This is a genomic window from Nitrococcus mobilis Nb-231 (genome assembly GCF_000153205.1).
GTDB lineage: Bacteria > Pseudomonadota > Gammaproteobacteria > Nitrococcales > Nitrococcaceae > Nitrococcus > Nitrococcus mobilis.
This window is the reverse complement of record NZ_CH672427.1, coordinates 1,620,160-1,641,053: the sequence shown is the minus strand read 5'-3', so window position 1 is coordinate 1,641,053 and position 20,894 is coordinate 1,620,160. Positions and strand designations below refer to the sequence as shown.

Below are 20,894 nucleotides of genomic sequence, written 5' to 3'. Positions count from 1 at the left end.
ACAGAGCCTGTTAGTGCTGATCTTTGCGTTACCCCTCGTGCCGAGGACTAAGAGGGCTTCATGGGGCGAGTTTGGGGTCCGAAGGACAACCTGTTACTATACGCCAGCAGCGAAGCCCGTCTCATCTCCATAGCCCAGATAGTGTCCGAACGACCTTGAGCTCCAAAAAACCTCGGTCAAGTGATCCGATGACGAGCGCCGAGCGCCGAGCGTCGCTCGGTCTCGCCTCGATTTTTGGTCTGCGTATGCTCGGGTTGTTTTTTATTATGCCCGTGTTCACGCTCTACGCGGACCAGCTTACCTCGGCCACGCCGACCCTGATTGGCCTTGCCCTGGGCGCTTACGGCCTGACCCAGGCCATTTTTCAGGTACCGATGGGTATGGCTTCGGATCGGATCGGGCGCAAGCCGATTATCATCGGCGGATTGCTGATATTCGCATTGGGCAGCGTGGTGGCCGCGCTGTCCACGAGCATCTACGGTGTGATCCTGGGTCGAGCTTTGCAGGGTTGCGGCGCCATTGCCGCAGCGGTCATGGCGCTGGCGGCCGATGCCACGCGCGCGAGCCAGCGTACCAAGATCATGGCCTTCCTCGGGATCAGCGTAGGTGCGGCATTCATGCTGGCGCTCGTTATCGCACCCACGGTAGCTTATTACCTTGGACTGACGGGGATCTTCTGGTGTACGGCCGCGCTTGCACTGCTGTCCATGGTACTGCTCTACTTGTTCGTTCCCGGTCATTACGAGCATACCCATGATCGCGAGATTCGCCCGGGTTCCTTCGGTCGAGCATTGCGGCATCCAGATCTGATTCGGCTCGATTTGAGTGTGCTTGCCTTACACTTGATTCTTACCGCCAGCTTCGTAGTTCTGCCGGTAGTCATACAAAACAGCATCCATTTATCGCCTCCCGAGCACTGGAAGCTCTATGTCCCGGTGATGCTGATCTCGGCCGCTTTGCTCTTCCCGGCCGTGAGCGTAGGCGAGGCTAAGGGTATGATGCACCGTTTGATCGCAGCGATGGTTGCGGTGCTGGTCGTTGGAACACTGGCGTTAGGAGATGCGATCCACGTTGCGCCGTGGGCGGTCGTCGTGGGGTTGATCGTCTATTTCACCGCCTTCAATATCTTGGAGTCCAGTCTCCCTTCGTTGGTCTCCCGTTTCGCGCCGGCGGATGCCAAGGGGGCGGCACTGGGAGTCTTTTCCACCTGCCAATTCATCGGCGCGTTTCTCGGGGGTGTGCTGGGCGGGGCGGTTTATGGGCGTTTCGGTGTTGACGGGACGTTCCAATTCTGTGCTGTGGTAGCGGGTTTGTGGTTTCTGGTGGTGTTGGGATTGCGCTCGCCTGGGCAGAACCAGGCCGAGAACAGCGAATATCATAGCGCTTGAGCCTACGTGCAGGATGATACGTTGCGGCGCTTCGCCAATAAGCAATCCTGTCGATGGCAATGCTTGCCAACCTCCGTTTGTGGGGCGTTGTTGCGCCTCTACCCTGCGGTCGCGGGCGAGGTGTTTTTGCGGCTAACACGAAGTGCCCGCTTTTCAGTGGATTTAGTTCTTACTTAGGAAAGGGATATGACCGATCTCATCGCGCCTCATGGGGGCCAGCTAAAGATACTGTATCTTCCGTCCGCCGACGCGGCCGAGGAGAAGGTACGAGCCGTTGACTACGTCAGCTGGGATCTAACGCAACGCCAGCTTTGTGATATCGAATTGCTGCTCAATGGTGGCTTCTCGCCACTGGAAGGCTTCCTCGACCGTGCCGACTACGAGCGCGTGGTTGAGGAGATGCGACTAGCCGACGGTACATTGTGGCCCATCCCCATCACCTTGGATGTTACGCGCGAGTTCGCCGAAGGTCTCGCAGTGGGGGATAAGGTGGCTCTGCGCGATCCTGAAGGCCTGTTGATCGCGGTTTTGGACGTGGCTGAGATTTGGGAACCTGATCGGCGCGCCGAGGGGCTCGGGGTCTTCGGTACCGATGATGCGGCTCATCCCGGTGTGCATTATCTCTTTCACCAGGCGCATCCGGTCTGCCTTGGGGGGCGATTGCATGGTCTCAGTGAGCCGGTGCATTACGATTTCAACCATCTGCGAATGACCCCCGAGCAGCTGCGTGAGCGTTTCGCTAAAGCAGGTTGGCGCCGGGTAGTGGCTTTCCAGACACGCAATCCCATGCATCGGGCGCATGTTGAGCTGACCTTCCGTGCCGCCAAACAGGTGGAAGCGAACCTTCTGATCAACCCGGTGGTCGGCATGACCAAGCCTGGCGATGTGGATCATTTCTCCCGCGTGCGTTGCTACGAGCACGTTCTTAAAAAATATCCGGAGCAAACGACGATGCTCTCGTTGCTGCCACTGGCCATGCGTATGGGTGGGCCGCGGGAGGCTATGTGGCACGCCCTGATCCGCAAGAACCACGGTTGCACCCACTTCATTATTGGTCGGGACCACGCCGGGCCAGGCAGTAATAGCAACGGCGAGAGTTTCTACGGGCCTTACGAGGCGCAGGAGTTGGTCGAGCGCTATAGCGATGAGATCGGCATCGAGGTCGTGCCGTTTCGGATGATGGTCTACGTCAAGCAACGGGCCGAGTATGCGCCGGTCACGGAGGTCCACGACGATGAGAGCGTGCTGAACATCTCCGGTACCGAATTCCGTCGACGGATGCGTGAGGGATTGGAGATCCCCGAGTGGTTCGGTTATCGGGAAGTAGTCGAGGAGTTGCGAAGAACCTATCCGCCGAAGTCGAAACAAGGCTTTACCATCTTCTTCACCGGACTGTCCGGCTCCGGAAAATCCACCATCGCCAACGCCGTTATGGTCAAGCTCATGGAACTGGGCGGCCGCCGGGTCACTTTGCTGGACGGCGATCTCGTGCGTAAGCACCTATCCAGCGAGCTCGGCTTCTCCAAGGAGCACCGCGACCTCAATATCAAACGCATCGGCTTCGTAGCCGGCGAGATCACCAAAAACGGTGGCGTCGCCCTGTGCGCGCCCATTGCGCCCTATACCGAGACTCGCCGGAGTGTGCGCCAAATGGTGGAGGAAACTGGCGGCGGTTTTCTTGAGATCCATATTGCCACACCTTTGGAAGAATGCGAGCGCCGCGACCGCAAGGGCTTATACGCTAAGGCCCGGGCTGGCCTGATCAAGAACTTCACCGGCATCGACGATCCTTATGAAGTGCCGGAGAATCCAGAGTTGCGCATCGATACCACCGATTGCACGCCGGATGAAGCCGCCCAACAGATCATTCTCAAGCTGGAGCACACCGGTTACATCAGTCTGCGGTGACTGCTGTCTGGGCAGCCTAAGGGCTGCTAGAGCGTGGAGTTCGGGCCTGCGTGCCGTACTTGACGGCTTGTTTCGGACCCGGCTTTGGCAGGCGCGCGGCGGCTGCGCTGCACGGTCGCCGCGGGGCTTTATCCGTGGCGTCGCACGGGGGATCGATAGGGAGGCTCACTCATGCCCGGAACGCGTCATGGCGCGGTACGCGATCTACGATCCTTCACCGATGCGCACGCGGCGGTTGCCTATATCACCGAGCTCTACGAGGGTGCGGTGGGGCGTATCCGGCAACGGTATCAACAGTTCGTTGCGGGCAACCACACTGCGCAGCCGACGTTGGATGCCTGTTATCCGTACATCGGCATCGAGGTTGGGGTCGAACATTTGGTGACGGTTGCCCGACCGGCCTACGGCAGCCTGCGTAATCCGGGGGTGCACGGTACCACACTGACACGCCCTGACCTGTTTGCCGGCTACTACCGCGAGCAGATCGAGTTGTTGCTCAAGCATCATCGGGTGCCGGTACAAATCGGTGTGAGCCGCCAAGCGATCCCGTTGCCGTTCGTAATCGAGGAGGCGACAGCCGATCTCGATCGTGAGCAACTGCGGGCTATGGAGTCGGTGTTCTATCTGCCCAATCTGGGCCAAATCGACGACGCCATCGCCAATGGCACTTACCGCACACCGTCCGGGCACCCCTATCCGTTGGCGCTGTTCCCAGCGCAGCGCGCGGATCTCGCTCTGCAACGCCTGTATCATTACACGGGTACCGACCCGTCCCATTTCCAGGGCTTTGTGCTGTTCACCAATTACCAGCGCTACGTGGACGATTTCATCGCCTACGGCCGTCAGCAGGTCGAGCAGGGCTGCGAGTATGCCGCTTTTGTCGAGCCAGGCGATGTGATAACACCCAACCCGCGGTTCAGCCAGGGTCGGGCACGGGGCCGGCCGGCGGCTCACCTGCCGCCCATGCCGGCGTATCACTTGGTGAGCGAGGATCGACTCGGCATCACGCTCATTAATATCGGCTTCGGTCCTTCCAATGCCAAGACCGTGACCGATCATTTGGCCGTGCTGCGCCCGCACGGCTGGCTCATGGTCGGCCACTGTGGGGGGCTGCGCCGATCGCAGCAGCTTGGCGATTATGTCCTCGCTCACGCCTATATCCGCGAGGATCATGTGCTCGATCAGGACCTGCCGTTGTGGGTGCCGTTGCCTACGATCGCCGAGGTTCAGGTTGCACTGCAGAGCGCGGTGGTGCAGATAACGGGTTTGACGGGCGTCGATGTCAAAACCCGGCTGCGTACCGGTACCGTGGCGACGACGGACAATCGCAATTGGGAGTTTCGCTATGAGGAGCTCTACGAGCGCTTCAGCCAGTCGCGGGCAATCGCGGTGGACATGGAAAGTGCCACCATCGCGGCGAACGGTTTCCGGCTGCGAGTGCCGTATGGCACACTGTTATGTGTCTCCGACAAACCCATGCACGGCGAGCTCAAGCTACGCAGTATGGCCAACGCCTTCTATCGCACGCGCATCAACCAGCATCTTTCCATCGGCCTGGAGACCATCCGCATCCTCAAAGAGGGGGGAGTGGATGCGCTGCATTCACGCAAGTTGCGCAGCTTCGACGAGCCGGCCTTCCGGTAGCCTCGCACCCCGAACGGTAAAGCACACCGAGCCGCCGTCGCAAAGATAGACATCGACTTCTCCCATTTTGCCACGCGCGGTATGCTCCCTCTTGGCTCGGATGGTTGATCGGCGCAGGATCGGAGAATGATGCATCATGGACCATGCCGCTTTCATGCGACGCGCCATCGATCTTTCCTATGAGAAAATGATCGCCGGCATCGGTGGACCTTTTGGGGCAGTCATCGTGCACGATGGTTGCGTGGTCGCAGAGGGATGGAATCGGGTCTGGAGCGCTATGGACCCGACCGCCCATGCTGAGGTGGTTGCCATTCGTCGGGCTTGCCGAATCCTTGAGACCTATCAACTGGCGGATTGTTCGATCTACACTAGCTGCGAGCCCTGCCCCATGTGCCTGGGAGCGATCTACTGGGCTCGATTGCAGGTTATCTATTACGCCAATACCCGCGACGATGCGGCCGCGATTGGCTTTGATGACAGCTTCGTCTACGACGAACTCGCATTGCCACTGAATCAGCGGCGCATCCCGACCCGGCGGCTGTTGGGCAACGAGGCCATGGCGGTGTTTCGTGTGTGGCAAGAGAAAGCCGACAAGAAATTGTATTGAGGGCAGGCAAAAGATTCGTCCGCAAGCAGCGTCGGCATCGGTGCACGAGCGGTCGAGTGATGCGCCGCATACTAATACTACAGTTGTAAATAAATACGCTATACTTCGTTATCAGATAGTTGAACGAAGTGGCGGTAGAGATGAACCATTTCCTGACGCTGGAGGGTTTGCGTGAGCAGGCGGGCGCTTGGGAAGCGGAGCTGGGTAGCTGGGTAGGGCAACTGGGTGGCCATGTCAAGCGTGCCGAAGCCCGTGAGCGGGTGGGGGCCTACCTGCGGGGGCTGCTGGGCGAGGTTGAGCGTCGTAATAGCTGGCAGTTATCCGAATACCAGGGTGAAGCCCATCCGTATGGATTTCAGCACTTGCTCAACCGTGCCCGCTGGGACGAGCAAGGCGTGCGCGATGCCGTGCGGCAGCGCGTCTACGAGGCCCTGAAGGATGCCGCCGGGGTGCTGGTGGTGGATGAGACGGGGTTTATAAAAAAGGGCATACACTCGGCGGGAGTGAAACGCCAGTACAGCGGTACGGCGGGTCGGATCGAGAACGCTCAGATCGGTGTATTTCTCGGTTATGCCAGTTGTTGGGGCCAGGGGCTACTGGATCGTGCGCTGTTTGTGCCGCGGGAGTGGTCGGAGGATCGTGCGCGTTGCCGCCGGGCGGGTATACCGGACGAGGTGGTTCATCAGCCCAAGACGGAATTGGCCCGGCAGATGTTGGTGCGTGCCTTGGACAGCGGGGTAAGCGCCCGTTGGGTCACAGCCGATGCGCTCTACGGCGATGATTTTCGACTGCGGTGGATGCTGGAGGAGCGCGGCCAAGGGTATGTGCTGGCCGTCAGCCGCAAAGCCTATGTTTGGCAGGGCTGTAAACAACGCAAGGTGGGGAAGCTGTTGGAGGCCTTGAGGGGCGATGCGCAGGCGCGCTGGTCACGGCTCAGTGCCGGGGCCGGTAGTCAGGGTCCCCGGGAGTACGACTGGACCTGCTTAGCGGTCAACCCGCCGCCGTTCGAAGGCTGGCAGCGGGCGGTACTGGTCCGCCGCAGCTTGGACGCCGAGCAGGAGATGCAGGCGTTTTTCATTTTTGCTTCGAACGGAACGGAGCTGGCGGATTTGGCCTTGGCGGCCGGAGCACGGTGGAACATCGAGCGCTGCTTTCAGGAGAGCAAGTCACAGCTGGGACTGGATCAGTACGAGGTGCGCACCTGGACGGGCTGGCACCGGCATATCACTTTGGTGATGGCGGCTTATGCTCTGCTGGTCACGCTGCGGCGGCACCAGTTGAAAAAAAACCTGCTGCTCAGCCTGGGCGGCCAATGCCCGTGGTCCTCTCTCTGGCCGAGCTGCGACGGTGGCTGTGTCTCACTCCCATCGCCTGGCGACGCGGAGGGCCTGAACAGGCGTTACAGTGGTGCCGCTGGCGTTGGCTACACCAACGCCTCGCTCAGTTCTACCACTGGGTGAGACGGCAGCGAATTGCGGGGATCATCCTCGAGATGTCCGTCGATGATTATTTGCAACTGTAGTACTAAGGGAGAATATTCGTTGTGGCCCGAGCTAAGAGCCATGAACGGGGGCAGGCCCTCGATGCGTTCATCGAAGCCATGCCGAAAGTCGAGCTGCATTTGCACATCGAGGGGACGTTGGAACCGGAAAGCGTGTTCCGCTTCGCTCGACGCAACGGCCTATCGCTTGACTTCGACAGTGTCGAGGCGCTGCGGCGAGCCTATGAATTCCAGAATCTGCAGTCGTTTCTGGATCTGTACAACGCGACTATGGGGGTGCTGTGCACGGAGGAGGATTTCTATGATCTCACGTGGGACTACCTGGCGCGGGTCGCTCGGCAAAATGTAGTCCATACGGAGATTTTTTTCGATCCTCAGGGGCACACTTGTCGCGGCATTCCGTTTGCGAGCGTGGTTGGCGGGATCACCCGAGCCCTGGCGGCCGGGCAGCAACGCTTCGGGATCAGTTCGCGGCTCATTCTCTGCTTTTGGCGCCATTTGAGCGAGGCGGAGGCGTTGGCCACCTGGGAGCAGGCTCAACCGCACCTCGGTTGCTTCGCGGCTGTCGGGTTGGATTCCAGCGAAGTGGGCAATCCGCCCGAGAAGTTTCGGCGAGTCTATGCCAAGGCGCGTGCCGCGGGTCTGAAGGCCGTGGCCCATGCCGGCGAGGAGGGCGGGCCCGATTATATCTGGGGCGCCCTGGATGCCCTTGGTGTCGAGCGCATCGACCACGGGGTGCGCTGCCTTGAGGATGGGCAACTGGTCGAGCGCTTGGTCCGGGAGGAAATCCCGCTCACGGTTTGTCCACTGTCGAATGTGCGTCTACGCGTGGTCAAAAATCTGGGCTCGCACAGCCTGTCTCGAATGTTGGCGCTGGGTCTGCGCGTTTGCGTCAACTCGGACGATCCCGCCTACTTCGGCGGGTATATAACTGAGAATTTTCTCGCCGTGCGCAAAGCGCTGGAACTGGTCCCGGCCCAGGTGCTCACACTGGGGCGCAACGCGATCGACGCGAGCTTTCTCGATGCGGATGAGAAGACGGTGCTGCACGAGCGGTTGGAAGCGGTGGCGGCGGAGCATGGCTTCGGCCTTGGCGAATGAGCTGCATTTGACTGACGGGGTTCTCCGCTGTGGCGTCGAGCGGCCAATAGGGCTGGCGTGTTTTGTTATGCGGAGAATCGCTCCGGTGAACCGGTTTCGATAACGATGTCGTGACAGGTCTGAGAGCGAGATCATCCACGATTTGCACGTTTTAGGGGAGGACTGGCATGGCCAGGGGCATCAATAAGGTCATTTTAATTGGTAATCTCGGAGCGGATCCGGAGGTTCGTTACAGTCCCAGTGGCAGCGCCGTGACCAATGCGCGGCTTGCCACCACGGATGCTTGGCGGGATCGCCAGAGCGGCGAGCAGCAGGAGCGCACCGAATGGCACCGGATCGTCTTTTTCGGCCGCTTGGCCGAGATTGCGGGTGAATACCTGCGCAAGGGTGCCAAGGTTTATATAGAAGGCCGCCTGCAGACCCGTAAGTGGCAAGGGCAGGACGGTCAGGATCGCTACACCACCGAGATCGTAGCGAGTGAGATGCAGATGCTCGACAGTCGCACCGAGGCATCCTCGAGCGAGCGCCCGCGTGGTGGAGATTATCAGCCGCGTGAACCCAAGCCGCAGGCGGCGCCGCAAGAGGATTTCGATGACGATATCCCATTTTAGAAAAAACTAGGATTGGGTGATGCGGGTATCATTGAGCAGCAGCGATTCCCGGCCAATTTTTATATAACTATTTGAAATATATATATTTATTGTTTCTGGGTTTGTAAAAAGCTCAATAAAAATATGCTTTTAAATCAGTTTGTTAAGCGTTGACCGGGAATTGCTGATTGGGCGAAAACCCTACCGGTGTGTGAACTTTAATACCCGCAAGTGATCTGTTGAGTGTGGAGTTTAAGCGCGATGGGGAATATCAGAGTCGGGGTGGCAAACTTCAGCGCCTACAATGGCGCCAATTAGGAGAACGGCATAGATGGCGATTCGTCTTGAGAAAGGTCAGCGGATCTCGCTCGCTAAAGAGGCGGGGACAAGTCTTGCACAAGTGTTTTTAGGTTTGGGGTGGGGGCGTCGGACGAAGAAGGGGCTGTTCGGTACGAAGGAAGTCGATGTCGATCTCGACGCCTCTTGCCTTATGTTCGAGGCCAACGGCCAGCTCGTCGACCAGGTTTGGTTTCGCCAACTGCGTAGCAAGTGCCAAACCGTTCAGCACAGTGGTGATGACCGTTCCGGCGGTGGTCAGGCCGACGACGACAACGAACGTATCCAAGTCGACCTGAAGAATTTGCCGGCCAACGTCCAGCAACTCGTTTTCACGGTCAATTCGTTTTTGGCCGACAGCTTCAAGGGCATTCCCAACGCCTTCTGCCGCTTATTCGATGTGGACGGAAAGAAGGAGATTGCTCGGTTCAATCTCTCGCTCGATGGCGGCGAACACACTGGTCTGGTTATGGCCAAGCTCTCGCGCCAGTCGGGTGAATGGGAGATGCAGGCGGTGGGCGCCTACGGCGAGGGTCGTACGTTCGACAAACTGATGCCCGTCATCGCGCAGCATCTCTAAGCGTTAATTGGTTGCGGAACCGTCACGGGGGGGACTATGAACCTACAGCCCGGTCAGAATACGGCGCTGAGCGAGCTGAGTGTATGCGCGGAACTGTCGTGGACCCCAGCGGCCACGGCACTTGAGCTTGATCCGAGTGCCTTCCTTCTTACCAGTACCGGCAAGGTTGCAGGCGATGAGGGCTTCGTTTTCTACGGGCAGCCCAAATCAGCGGACGGCGCTGTGGTGTTGGATGCCGCTCGGCGCGAGTTTTTACTCGAGCTGAAGCGGCTGTCGGCCGGCATCGAGAAAGTGGTGATCGCGCTCACGATCGACCAAGGGCAGAAGCGGGGGCAGCGATTTGGTGACTTAAGTGAGGTAAAGCTTACGGTCACTGGTGCTGGCGAGCCCCTCGTTTTTCCGCTTGCGGCCTCGGGGATGAGCGAAGTCGCGCTTATCATCGGCGAGTTCTACAAGCGCAATGGTCAATGGAAGTTCCGTGCCGTTGGCCAAGGGTTCAACGGCGGACTCGGTCCGCTGGCGACTCACTATGGTGTTGAGGTCAAAGACGACCCCGAGCAAGCCGAGCCCTCTACCAGCCCGCCGTCACATTCGGCGACGCCGACCCCATCAACCACAGCGTCTTCAGCGCCAGTGAATCTCAACAAGATCACGCTGGAGAAGAAAAAACCGGTTTCGCTCACCAAGGAGAGTGGCCAATACGGTCGAATTATCGTCAACCTCAACTGGACGAAAGGTAAGGGTGGCGGCGGGTTTTTCAGCCGCAACAAGGGTATCGACCTTGATCTTGGCTGCTTTGTCGAACTCCAAAGCGGCGCTAAGGACGTGGTCCAGGCGCTCGGCAACACCTTCGGCGCTTACGACTCCAAGCCGTACGCGCACCTGCTCGCCGATGATCGTACCGGGGAGGCCAGTCAAGGCGAGTTTCTGCACATCAACGGCGACCAATGGTCGCAGCTGCGTCGGGTCCTTGTCTACGCTTTTATCTATGAGGGCGCGCCGAACTGGGCCGCCGCCGATGCGGTAATCACGATCAAGGCTCCCGATCAGCCGGAACTCGTCGTGCGTCTCGACAGCCACAGCAGCAGCGAAGGCATGTGCGCCGTAGCTATGCTCGAGAACGACGGCGGCAAAATCAAAGTTAGTAAACTCATCGATTATTATCGTGGCCATCGTTTTATGGATGAAGCCTACGGCTGGGGCTTTAGCTGGCGCGCCGGGCGCAAGTAGTCGCGTACCATTTCTACGGAGTAAACGCTTATGGCACTCAATTGGCTCAAGGGCAAGTTCAACGAAGTTTCCAAGTCCCTGAAAGGTGAAGTCACCAAAATCCGCAACCAAACCTTCCTCGAAGGCGTGGTTGCCGGTTGCGCATTAGTGGCCTATGCCGATGGCATCGTCAAGCCCGAGGAAAAGCAGAAAATGATGGGCTTCATGCGTAACAACGACATCATGTCCGTGTTCAAGACCGAGGACATCATCAAGCTGTTCGAGAAGTTCTCCAGCCGCTTCGAGTTCGATCGCCAGATCGGCGAGATAGACGCTTTTGCGGCGATCGCCAAGGTGAAAAGCAAACCGGATCAAGCGCGCCTGCTGGTGCGCGTGTGCTGCGCGATCGCCAGCTCCGATGGCGATTTCGATGAACAGGAGAAGCAGGCGGTTCGCAAGGTCTGCAACGAACTCGGGCTCGACCCAGCGGATTTCGATCTGTAAGGCACCGCAATACGGTATCTATCGGGTGTACCGAGTCAGTGTCTCGGCTCGCCGGTGGGCTCGATATTCTCGATAAGATAGGCCGTTTTCAACATTGCATCATGAGGCGGCAGACGAGGAATCAGCTGCAATGAGTCATTTTGGTTTTCCGCTCGAGACGGTGGTGATCTTCTTCGCCGTGATCGGGCTCTCGGTCTACGCCGATCTGTTCGCGCATCGCAAGAGCCAGGAGATCACGCTCAAGGATGCGAGTCTTTGGTCAGTATTTTGGATCGGTTTGGCACTTGCTTTCTATGTTTATCTCGCCATTCGCTTCCAACAGAAGTGGGCCGACATGTACCTCACCGGCTACGTGCTGGAGAAGACGCTCTCGGTCGACAACCTGATGGTGTTCATGGCGATTTTCGCAAGTTTCGGCATCAAGGGTGCGCTGCAGCACCGGATCCTTTATTGGGGCATTATCGGCGCGCTGCTCTTCCGCGCGGTCTTCATATTGCTTGGTACCAGCCTTTTCCAAGCCAGCGCGTGGGTCGGTTTCGTGTTTGCGGCGATCGTTGCTTGGAGTGGCTGGAAGATGCTCACCTCGGGCGGTGCTGATGAGGATATCGAGGACTATTCTGATCACTGGTCGGTGCGCCTGGCGAAACGGGTCGTGCCGGTGTTTCCGCGCTTGCATCTGGAGAAGTTTTTCATTACCCGCAAGATCGTCGAGGACCTGCAGGGCCAGGATCCGTCGATCAAGGTTCAGGGCCGAGGTCGTGCAGCGGCAGCCTACTTTGCAACGCCGGCTTTTCTGTGTCTGATAGCAATCGAGACCTCGGATGTGATGTTTGCCTTCGATTCGGTGCCGGCGGTAATCGCAGTTACCCGAGAACCGCTGTTGGTCTATGCGGCGATGATCTTCGCCATTCTGGGTCTGCGCAGTCTTTATTTCGTGCTTTCAGCACTGACTAAGTATCTCGTGCATTTGGAGAAGGCGGTCATCGGGCTGCTGTTCTTTATCGCGGCCAAACTCGCGTTGGAGAGCTACAATCACATCTTCGGCAATATCGGCTTCGAGATCGGTCCGAACTTAAGCTTAATGATCGTGCTCGGGACCCTGGCCGTAGGGGTTATTGCTTCCTTCATTTTTCCCGAGAAGGGCAAGGCGAGTGAGGACGGCTGCGTCTGAGGGGTATGAGTAGCCCCTGCTCGCGGCGAACAGCCCGCCGGCAAGCGCCGCCTTGCACTGGCATAGGGCGCTATAAATGCTAAATAGGGCAACTCTCTACACTAGAGGCAATAGCGATTAAGGAGTACAGCAATGGCAGTTAGCCTACAGAAAGGTGGCAATGTTTCCCTGTCCAAGGAAGCCCCAGGTCTTACCGACGTCAGTGTCGGTCTCGGTTGGGACGTTCGTACCACCGACGGCAAGGACTTCGACCTCGATGCCAGCGCGCTCATCGTTGGCGAGAACGGCAAGGTTCTCTCGGACGGTCACTTCGTTTTCTACAACAACAAGCAGGACCCATCCGGTGCCGTGGCGCATCAAGGCGATAACCTCACCGGCGAAGGCGAGGGAGATGACGAGGTCGTCAAGGTGGCACTGAACACGGTGCCGGCCGAGGCGAAAAAGGTCGTGTTCGTGGTCACCATCCACGAGGCCGACACGCGAGGCCAGAACTTCGGTATGGTCTCCAATGCTTTCATACGCGTCGTCAACGATGCCGGTGACAAGGAAATCGCCCGTTTTGATCTCTCCGAGGATTACTCCACCGAGACGGCAATGATCTTCGCCGAGCTTTATCGGCACAACGACGAGTGGAAGTTCAAGGCAATCGGTCAGGGTTACGCGGGTGGCCTGGGCGCGGTTGCTCGCGACTACGGCGTCAACATCTGAGCTTTGGCGCTAACCCATTCGACACTGGGGTGCCAGGCACCCCAGTGTCGATTCAAGGCCTATTCCTACAGCGCGGATCAAACCCAATTATGTCCGGGGTGGATCGACAAGAATAATTATGAAATGGGGGTAGAGGGTGCGCTACGAGATCGATCTAGCGTGCGGCCGCCTGAGTATCGATACTACGAAAGAGGCGCTGCCACTCGAGGAACTGCTGGGTTTTGCTACGCGGCGCAATCCAAAGCGAGGTTTTCTCTTTGTATCAAAGGTGCTGGGCAAACACGTTCCGTGCCGACCGAGCCGTATGCGAGCCATCTACGATTTGTTGATAGAGCCGTTGTGCGCGATGCCAACTCCGATACTGGTGATGGGAATGGCGGAAACGGCTACCGGCCTGGGTGGTGGCATAGCCGATAGTTTGGCTGCGCAGCGGGCCGGCGCAGACAGCGTAATTTACCAACACACCACGCGCCATACGGTGCCAGCGACGGAACTCGCGCGTTTTGACGAGGTGCACAGCCATGCGCCTGATCATATCGTTTACGCGCCGCAGCCGGTGCTCGCACACGATTATCACAATGCGCAGACCCTAGTGCTAGTCGATGACGAGATCACTACCGGACGTACTTTGACGCGGCTCGCCGAAACGATGATTCGGCACCTGCCGAGGCTACAGCACATCGTTTTTGCCTCCATCGTCAACTGGCTTGATGCCGATGCACGTACGAGCGCGATCGCTCAGCGCCTACGTCTGTCGCCGAGCTTTGCGAACGTGCTCGAAGGCGGTTTCAGCTTTGTGCGTAATCCGAGGTTTCACGCCGAGTTGCCTGGACAGTTGACTGCACAGCGCGAGGTCGAGGTGCGGGCTGACATCGGACGCCGCGGCCTTCGTATGGGTTGTTGGGAACATAAGCTCGTTCCCCCAACGGCGGCGCTCGATCGCCAGCGCCCCGTGTATGTGATCGGAACCGGTGAGCTCGGTTATCAGCCCTTTCTACTCGCAGAACAGCTCGAACGCCAAGGCTTTGATGTTTACTACCAAAGCAGCACCCGCTCACCGATCGCGCCGGGCGGCGCGATTGCGAGTTCAATCTCATTCGAGGACGAACACGGTGAGGGCGTGACCAGTTATCTCCACAACCCGCCGCCGACAACGGCTCAAGTGCTGGTGGTCTACGAAGCGCCACACTGCGCCTATAATCACACTCTGTCCGAGCAGTTGAATGCGATACCGGTGATCCTGCCAGGATTCGACCGGAGGGTAAGCGCGTGACCCGTCCGGTCTATGTCTTTACTGATCTCGATGACACACTTTTCCAGGTCCGAGACAAGTGTGGGAACGCCGCGGTGCATGAAGCGGCCTACGACAAGGCCGGCCAGGCGCTGTCCTTTCACACCGAAGAACAGCTCACGCTACTCGCTCTGTTTAAGACGGCAACACTCATCCCCGTGACCGGCCGTAACCTCGCGGCGCTCAAGCGAGTTCGCTCGATGGAATTCCCCTGGGTACGGATTACCAGCCATGGAGCGTTGGTGTGCGGGGCGGATGAGCGGTTGCTGCCAGCATGGGAGCGGGTGCTCGAGACCGAGTTGCCGAAGTGGTCGGCACGGTTTGCGCAAGCGCTGGCTTACGCACATGAGCACATCAAGGCCGCAAATCTGCCGCTACGAGCCAAAGTCATTCATGATCGGGACATCCCGGTCTACGTCTCGATCAAAGGCGAGCGTAGCGCAATCGCTCTCATGGCGAAGATCGTCCAGCCATTCTGGCGCGAAGGCACGATCCATCGCAACGGCCGCAATATGGCGTTGCTGCCGCCGTTTGCCTGCAAGGCGCGGGCAGTCGAACACGTGATGGGGCTTATTTGCGAGGATGCTTCGGTCCCGCCGTTGTTTATCGGTCTGGGCGACAGCCTCACCGATCTGCCCTTTCTCAAGCTGTGCCACTTTGCGCTCACTCCGCAAGGCAGCCAGATTCATCGGGGTGCATGGGTATGAGTATGCGGCGCACCGACTTTGTAACCGATATCAGTAAGCCCATTACCGGCAGCTATCGTGCGAGTGATTGCCAGTTTTTACTGAGGCCGATAGAAGCCTGTTTTACCGACGTAATCGAGAAAGAGCGGATGATCCAGAGTGGCAAGCGCCACTATTCGGAGATGATCAGCCGGGAGTGGGCGCCGCCCGAGCGGTACCGTGCGCTATTCAAGAGTCTGACTGCGCGCTACAAGGCGAGGCTCGCCACCGAGATTTTGGTTCTGGCGCAGTACATCGTCGCCACGCGGCCGGCACCGATCACCATTGTTTCGCTCGCACGGGCCGGCACACCGTTTGGTGCATTGCTGCAGCGGGCACTGACCGAGGTGTTTACAGTTGACTCGACTCACTATTCGATCTCGATCATTCGCGATCGCGGGATCGACACTGAGGCTCTGCGCTATATCCTACGCGTTGCGCGGCGTCCGGCTGCAGGCGTGCTCTTCGCCGATGCCTGGACCGCAAAAGGTGTGATCACGCGCGAGTTCAAGGCAGCGATCAAGGCCTGGAACCTGCGGGAATCAGAGCAACTCTCGGATGAGTTGTACGTGATCTCGGATATCGGGGGCACGGCGGATGTCGCGGCGACCGACGAGGATTACGCGATTCCCTCAGGCATCCTCAATGCCACGGTCTCGGGGCTGATTTCCCGCTCCATTCTCAACGAGGAGGTTGGCGAGTGCGGGTTCCATGGCTGTGTTGTCTATGATGACCTGCGCGGCCACGATCTGACCAATTGGTTTCTGGATGAAATAAGCACAGCGTTCGCTGGTGCGGCGAGCGGTTACCCGCTGCGCTTTGTTGCCAAGGAAGATCGGGCGGCCCGTTCCCGAGCCTGGGTTGCATGTTGGATGGCGCGCTATGGCGTCAAAGACGTCAATTACATTAAGCCGGGAATCGCAGAGGCGACTCGGGTGATGTTGCGCCGGGTTCCAGGACGGTTGCTGCTGCGCGATCCGACAAGTTCCGATGTCGAGCACTTGCGAGTGCTGGCCGAGGAGAAAAGCATTCCGATCGACATCGAGCCGGAAATGCCTTTCAATGCAGCCGCCTTTATCAAGGTTACATAACAACAACGAGTTCGAAACCCATCATGACCGATCGTAAGGCGCAGTTTGCGGCCACGGTACGCGCCAGGGAGGCTGGCGAGACGTCCGGGCCCCACTATATGGGCTTGGGGGCTACTCTTTATATGCCCGCTACACGCGAAGATTTGGTGCCGCTGCTCAACCAGAAGAAGCTCTGCGGTCTTCGCTCGCTCGTAGTTTGCACGGAAGATGCCGTTCCCGAGAACAAACTTGCCGCGGCGCTGGGCAACCTCGATGCCACCCTCGATCGTCTTTCGCCGGCCTCGTTGATGCGTTTCGTGCGGCCGCGTAATCCTAAGGTGCTTGGTGAGATCATGCGCATGCCGGGTATCAATGCAATCGACGGCCTGGTGCTGCCCAAGGTCGATGAGACCAATATCATCGCCTATGCCGAGACGGTGGCTAAGACGCCCTGGCTTGCGCTGATGCCGACGATCGAGACGGCCGTGGCTTTCGATCGTGGCCGCCTGGAACGGTTGCGAGATTCCCTTGCGCTGCTTATTAATCCGGTACTTTGCCTGCGCATCGGCGGGAACGACCTTTTGCAATGCCTAGGACTCAAGCGGCCCAAGCACATGACGGTTTACGACACGCCGTTGCGCACGGTCATCAACGATATCATCGTGACTTTCCGGCCGGCCGGCTATGAGCTGTCCTCGCCGGTGTTCGAACACCTCGACAGCTGGCAGACCCTAGAGCGCGAGGTTGCAATGGATATCATGTATGGACTGTGGGCGAAGACGGCGATCCATCCCACTCAGGTCGGCATGATCGAGACGGCCTACCGGGTGAGCGAGCAAGAGTACGCGCTGGCCGAGAAGATTCTTGGGCGGGATGCACCGGCCGTCTTTAAGATGAACGGCCAGATGTGCGAGCCCACAACCCATCGCGAGTGGGCCGTGCGGGTGCGCAAGCGCGCCGAGTTCTACGGTGTGCATGGCTAAGGAGCTTTTTTGCCGGCAAAAAGAATGTATGTCTTCGGAAAATATGCCTATTAACCTTTCTCAGCCGCCAAACGGACGGGCTCATGCTCCGTGCAGGCGTCGAGCAGACATGTAGGTAGTCTGAAAATAGTTCATAGGCATGTCGGAAGAAGAATGCCGGCTAATCCAGTAGGGCGCTGGTCTCGCCGCCCGAAGGGAGTTCCAGGTCGCTGTGCCAGCGCCGTGTCGGCGTTCTTTGACAGGCAGGGGGCTATTATGGTCGTTTCCGGTAAGTGCTCGCGGCGCACCGGCGTCGATTTATCCCGAGCCGGGTCTAAAGACAACGCGTTGTTCGCTATCCCAACCTTCCGCGCGTTTTCTGCCGAGCCGAACCTCGCTCGGCACGTGCCAGTTCCGGGTGAGCTGCATGAAATCATCAGCGGGAAGCGGCTTGTTAAGCAAGTGGCCCTGCATGAAAGGGCAACCGTGGCGAAGCAGAAATGCCGCTTGATGGGGTGTTTCAACGCCTTCGGCGACCACTGCAAGATCCAGCTGGGAGGCTAATAGCAAGATGGATTTGAGCAAAGCGGTTTTGGTCGGATCCTGGCCGATGGCCGCAACGAAGCTTTGGTCTACTTTGAGCTTATCGAGTGGAAACCAGTGTAAGTAGCTGAGTGAGGCGTAACCCGTGCCGAAATCGTCAACAGCGATACGTACCCCCAGCTCCCGTAGACGCCGTAGCCCGTCGACTATCGTCTGATCCGTTCCGACCATCCGAGTCTCCGTGATCTCGAGCTCCAATCGATTGCCCGGCAGGCCGCTGGTTTCCAAAATGGATTGAACCGTCTCGGCGATTTGCCTGCCCCCGTTCGAGGACAGATGCGCGCCGGAGAGGTTGACGGCGACCTTCGGCCCGCGCGAAGGTGGGCGTTCTTGCCACTGCAAAGCGTGCTCACATGCTTTTTTGAGCACCCACTGGTCAAGCGGTATGATCAGCGCATTTTGCTCCGCCACCGGAATAAACTCGCTGGGTAAGCGCAGCCCGTGTAAAGGGTCGTGCCAACGCACCAGCGCCTCGGCGCATTCGATCGTCCCGGAGTCTGTATTGATGATGGGCTGGAAATACAGGCACAGCTGGTCGGTTTCGATAGCCCGGGCAATTTTGGCGCCGAGCATCAGCGAGTGCAGCGCCGCTGTATTCGCCTCCGCGTTGTAGAAGTGTATGTGTTGCTCATCGCCGGCTTCCGCGGCTTGATCCACAGCGGCGGCTGCGCGATCCATGAGTGCATCGATACTGTTGCCGTCATTGGGATAGAGGCTGACACCGAGCCACAGAACAGGGTGCAGTCGACGCGTGCCGATTGCTATCGGTTCTCGAAGCGCCTTGTGGAGCCGATCGAGCTCCGCCGTCATCTTGCCGACAGAGTCTACTTGCTCGAACAGTATGGCGAATTCATAGCTTTGCAGGCGTGCTACGGTTACTTTTCCTTGCGGAACCGACTGGGCGAACGAGCGCAGACGAGCAGCAACCCCGTTGAGCATGGTATCACTCGAGTGTGCTGAAGGGTGGTGATCCGCCAAGTGCCGGAAATGCTTCAGACGAACACCGCATACCGCCACGCGTTGGCCTTGAGAAGAGAGTTTCAGGGCTTGGCCGAGCTTGTCGCGTAGATGGCGCCGATTGGGAAGCCCGGTCGCTTGATCGAAGTACACCAGTTTCCGGATTTTATCGGTGGCCTCGCGATAGTGCGTGACATCTTGTAGTACCAATACTGTTAGCGGTGATCCGCCGCCGGCATCGCGCATCGTGTTGACGGTGACGTTGATCACGCGTTTATCGCCATTTCGAATGGGTAGTTCGATTTCAGTATGGACCGGCCCCGGTGGCTGGATCCTCAAAGGGTTCAGAACCACGTCCCTTAGAGGTAACACCGCGTCCACGGTTTTACCCAACAGTGCATCGTGATCGAATCCGAGCAGTAGGGCCGCACGATTATTAGCAAGGGCGATGGCGCCTAACTCATCGAGCACCAGGACCCCATCGGAGAGCGTTTTAAGCACATGTTCTGCCGCCGCCCGCGAGGTCACCGCAATGATACGATAACGCCAAGCCGCGTAACCGATGGTGACCACCATAAAGGCCACCATGAGGTAGCCGAATGGATAAACGGCAACCCCCCAAGCCGCCAGAAAGTCAATGGCGGCCGTAAAAGCCACTCCAAAGCCCAGCAGCAGAATTCTTGCCCTGTGCCGGCGTGTGCTGCCGCGAGGTGATAGACACCACGTGCGTAAACATTCAATAAATAAATAGACCATCATGGCGCACAAATAGGCCGCCAAGAGCATACCGCCGATACGGTAATGCGCATAATAACCCCACCAATACAGATACGGAGTTCCCATGTACGCATTGGTGGCCAATAGCACATAAAGAAAGCCCAGGGATGCCGTCCAGGCCCAGGGCGATAGGCGGCTGCGCCAGCCGGTCAGCCCTAAAAGACGCCTGAGCAACTCGTAGAGGGTGGGTGCGAGGAACACAACGCCAACTTGACTCAGCCTAATCCACTGTAAAGCGATTGGGGGAGTCAGCGAACAATAGGCGAGGGCAAAACCCGTTTGCCAAGTTGCCGCTGCGATGGCAACCCCTAAGGCCCATGTCCCTGTGGTGGATTCCGCTTCCCGCCAACGCAGCAGCGCGCCCCAGCACAGCAGGCCGACAGCTACGACAATGTTCGGTAGCGCAAATAGATTGAAATAATAGGCAGTCACCGTCAGCACGATTAATTGGTGGTCATATGGCTGAGCGATGTCGAAACCAGGTTGCGGCGTCTACACGCGGGCGTTCGTTTCTAAACACGGTATCCCCCTCCTGCTAGCACTGCTCCCTTCTACGGTACCTTAGTATATTTCGGCACTTGTAGGTGTATCATTAGCCGCCGTGGCGACGAGACGGCCATTAAGGATACGAGACTCGTTCGAGCGATGGAGAATCGATGTGACCGCAATCGAAATCAGTTGTCTATGCGGGGCTGTCAAAGTGCGGATCAACGGCGAGCCGTTAGTCCAATTCTACTGCCACTGCGACGACTGCCAGGCAGTCCATGGCGGCGCTTACATCGGTGTTGCGATCTATCCATCGCAGGCCGTCGCTGTGACGCAAGGTGAGCTGGTGAGTTGGACGCTCAAGAGCCTTCCCCGTCAGAGGTGCGCGATCTGTGGAACGCCCATGATTGCCAGGGTGCTCGGTCTCGGCGGGTGTGGCGTGCTAGCGCACCGCCTACCCAAAGGCATGTTCAAACCCGAGTTTCACATCCAGTGCCAGCATGCCCTTTTGCCGATCAAGGATGATCTACCGCACTTCGCAGCCTTTCCGGCCCGATTCGGCGGAGTCGATGATACGGTCGAGTGGTGAGCCTCCCGTTCAAGAGGAGCATTCCGCTATTTCGGCACTCAGCTTCGTTTCGCCGGCCCAGCCAATGTAACGACTCGGAACTCAAAGTCGCGCTGGGTGCTCCTCAACTCTACATTTCCTGGTGCTGACCTCAAAGGTCGCGCAGATACGCCTGGCAACGCTTTGCCGAGCCGATTGCCCCTCCGGC

The 20,894-nt window shown here is 58.4% G+C and carries 18 protein-coding genes; 17 read left to right on the top strand and 1 reads right to left on the bottom strand.

From position 1 onward, the window contains the following. Positions 1-188 precede the first annotated feature (188 nt). The 16 genes from NB231_RS07545 (at position 189) to NB231_RS07470 (ending at position 17,316) form a co-directional block, all read left to right on the top strand. Positions 189-1,388 carry an MFS transporter gene (locus tag NB231_RS07545; protein WP_005001234.1) on the top strand — a complete coding sequence of 400 codons (1,200 nt, stop codon included), beginning with the start codon at positions 189-191 and terminating at the stop codon, positions 1,386-1,388. 186 nt (positions 1,389-1,574) lie between these two features. Then, positions 1,575-3,296, top strand: a complete 1,722-nt coding sequence (locus NB231_RS07540) for a bifunctional sulfate adenylyltransferase/adenylylsulfate kinase (protein ID WP_005001232.1) — start codon at positions 1,575-1,577, stop codon at positions 3,294-3,296. A gap of 171 nt (positions 3,297-3,467) precedes the next feature. Next, a complete protein-coding gene (locus NB231_RS07535) occupies positions 3,468-4,940 on the top strand; it encodes an AMP nucleosidase (protein WP_005001231.1) in 1,473 nt (490 codons plus the stop codon). Between the two features lie 136 nt (positions 4,941-5,076). Continuing rightward, entirely contained in the window at positions 5,077-5,547 is a 471-nt protein-coding gene (locus tag NB231_RS07530) for a nucleoside deaminase (protein WP_005001230.1), read from the top strand. 140 nt (positions 5,548-5,687) lie between these two features. After that, positions 5,688-7,007 (top strand): IS701 family transposase, encoded by a 1,320-nt coding sequence (locus NB231_RS07525; protein ID WP_005001229.1) that lies wholly within the window; start codon positions 5,688-5,690, stop codon positions 7,005-7,007. Positions 7,008-7,147: 140 nt separating this feature from the next. Continuing rightward, positions 7,148-8,149, top strand: coding sequence for an adenosine deaminase (locus NB231_RS07520; RefSeq protein WP_040663514.1), 1,002 nt, complete (start codon positions 7,148-7,150; stop codon positions 8,147-8,149). A gap of 167 nt (positions 8,150-8,316) precedes the next feature. Next, positions 8,317-8,760, top strand: coding sequence for a single-stranded DNA-binding protein (gene ssb / locus NB231_RS07515; RefSeq protein ID WP_005001224.1), 444 nt, complete (start codon positions 8,317-8,319; stop codon positions 8,758-8,760). A 310-nt stretch (positions 8,761-9,070) separates the two neighbouring features. After that, positions 9,071-9,655, top strand: coding sequence for a TerD family protein (locus NB231_RS07510; RefSeq protein ID WP_005001221.1), 585 nt, complete (start codon positions 9,071-9,073; stop codon positions 9,653-9,655). A gap of 36 nt (positions 9,656-9,691) precedes the next feature. Further along, positions 9,692-10,885, top strand: coding sequence for a TerD family protein (locus NB231_RS07505; RefSeq protein ID WP_005001216.1), 1,194 nt, complete (start codon positions 9,692-9,694; stop codon positions 10,883-10,885). Positions 10,886-10,915: 30 nt separating this feature from the next. After that, on the top strand, positions 10,916-11,368 hold the full coding sequence (locus NB231_RS07500; protein WP_005001212.1) for a tellurite resistance TerB family protein: 453 nt from the start codon (positions 10,916-10,918) through the stop codon (positions 11,366-11,368). A 130-nt stretch (positions 11,369-11,498) separates the two neighbouring features. Next, the gene (locus tag NB231_RS07495) at positions 11,499-12,539 is read left to right on the top strand and encodes a TerC/Alx family metal homeostasis membrane protein (protein WP_005001209.1); all 1,041 of its coding nucleotides are present in this window, start codon (positions 11,499-11,501) and stop codon (positions 12,537-12,539) included. Between the two features lie 132 nt (positions 12,540-12,671). After that, the gene (locus NB231_RS07490; protein ID WP_005001206.1) at positions 12,672-13,247 is read left to right on the top strand and encodes a TerD family protein; all 576 of its coding nucleotides are present in this window, start codon (positions 12,672-12,674) and stop codon (positions 13,245-13,247) included. Positions 13,248-13,383: 136 nt separating this feature from the next. Then, positions 13,384-14,520 carry a phosphoribosyltransferase domain-containing protein gene (locus NB231_RS07485; protein WP_005001203.1) on the top strand — a complete coding sequence of 379 codons (1,137 nt, stop codon included), beginning with the start codon at positions 13,384-13,386 and terminating at the stop codon, positions 14,518-14,520. Further along, positions 14,517-15,245, top strand: coding sequence for an HAD family hydrolase (locus NB231_RS07480; protein WP_005001200.1), 729 nt, complete (start codon positions 14,517-14,519; stop codon positions 15,243-15,245). The genes NB231_RS07485 and NB231_RS07480 overlap by 4 nt, the downstream gene beginning before the upstream one ends. After that, the gene (locus NB231_RS07475; RefSeq protein WP_005001199.1) at positions 15,242-16,354 is read left to right on the top strand and encodes a cysteine protease StiP family protein; all 1,113 of its coding nucleotides are present in this window, start codon (positions 15,242-15,244) and stop codon (positions 16,352-16,354) included. Before NB231_RS07480 ends, NB231_RS07475 begins: the two co-directional genes overlap by 4 nt. Before the next feature lie 23 nt (positions 16,355-16,377). After that, the gene (locus NB231_RS07470; protein ID WP_005001195.1) at positions 16,378-17,316 is read left to right on the top strand and encodes an HpcH/HpaI aldolase/citrate lyase family protein; all 939 of its coding nucleotides are present in this window, start codon (positions 16,378-16,380) and stop codon (positions 17,314-17,316) included. A gap of 297 nt (positions 17,317-17,613) precedes the next feature. Here NB231_RS07470 and NB231_RS07465 read toward each other — a convergent pair whose 3' ends face one another. Next, entirely contained in the window at positions 17,614-20,073 is a 2,460-nt protein-coding gene (locus tag NB231_RS07465; RefSeq protein WP_005001193.1) for a putative bifunctional diguanylate cyclase/phosphodiesterase, read from the bottom strand. A gap of 217 nt (positions 20,074-20,290) precedes the next feature. Between NB231_RS07465 and NB231_RS07460 the strand changes: the two genes are divergently transcribed. After that, entirely contained in the window at positions 20,291-20,707 is a 417-nt protein-coding gene (locus NB231_RS07460) for a GFA family protein (RefSeq protein WP_005001191.1), read from the top strand. The last annotated feature ends 187 nt before the right edge of the window (positions 20,708-20,894 follow it).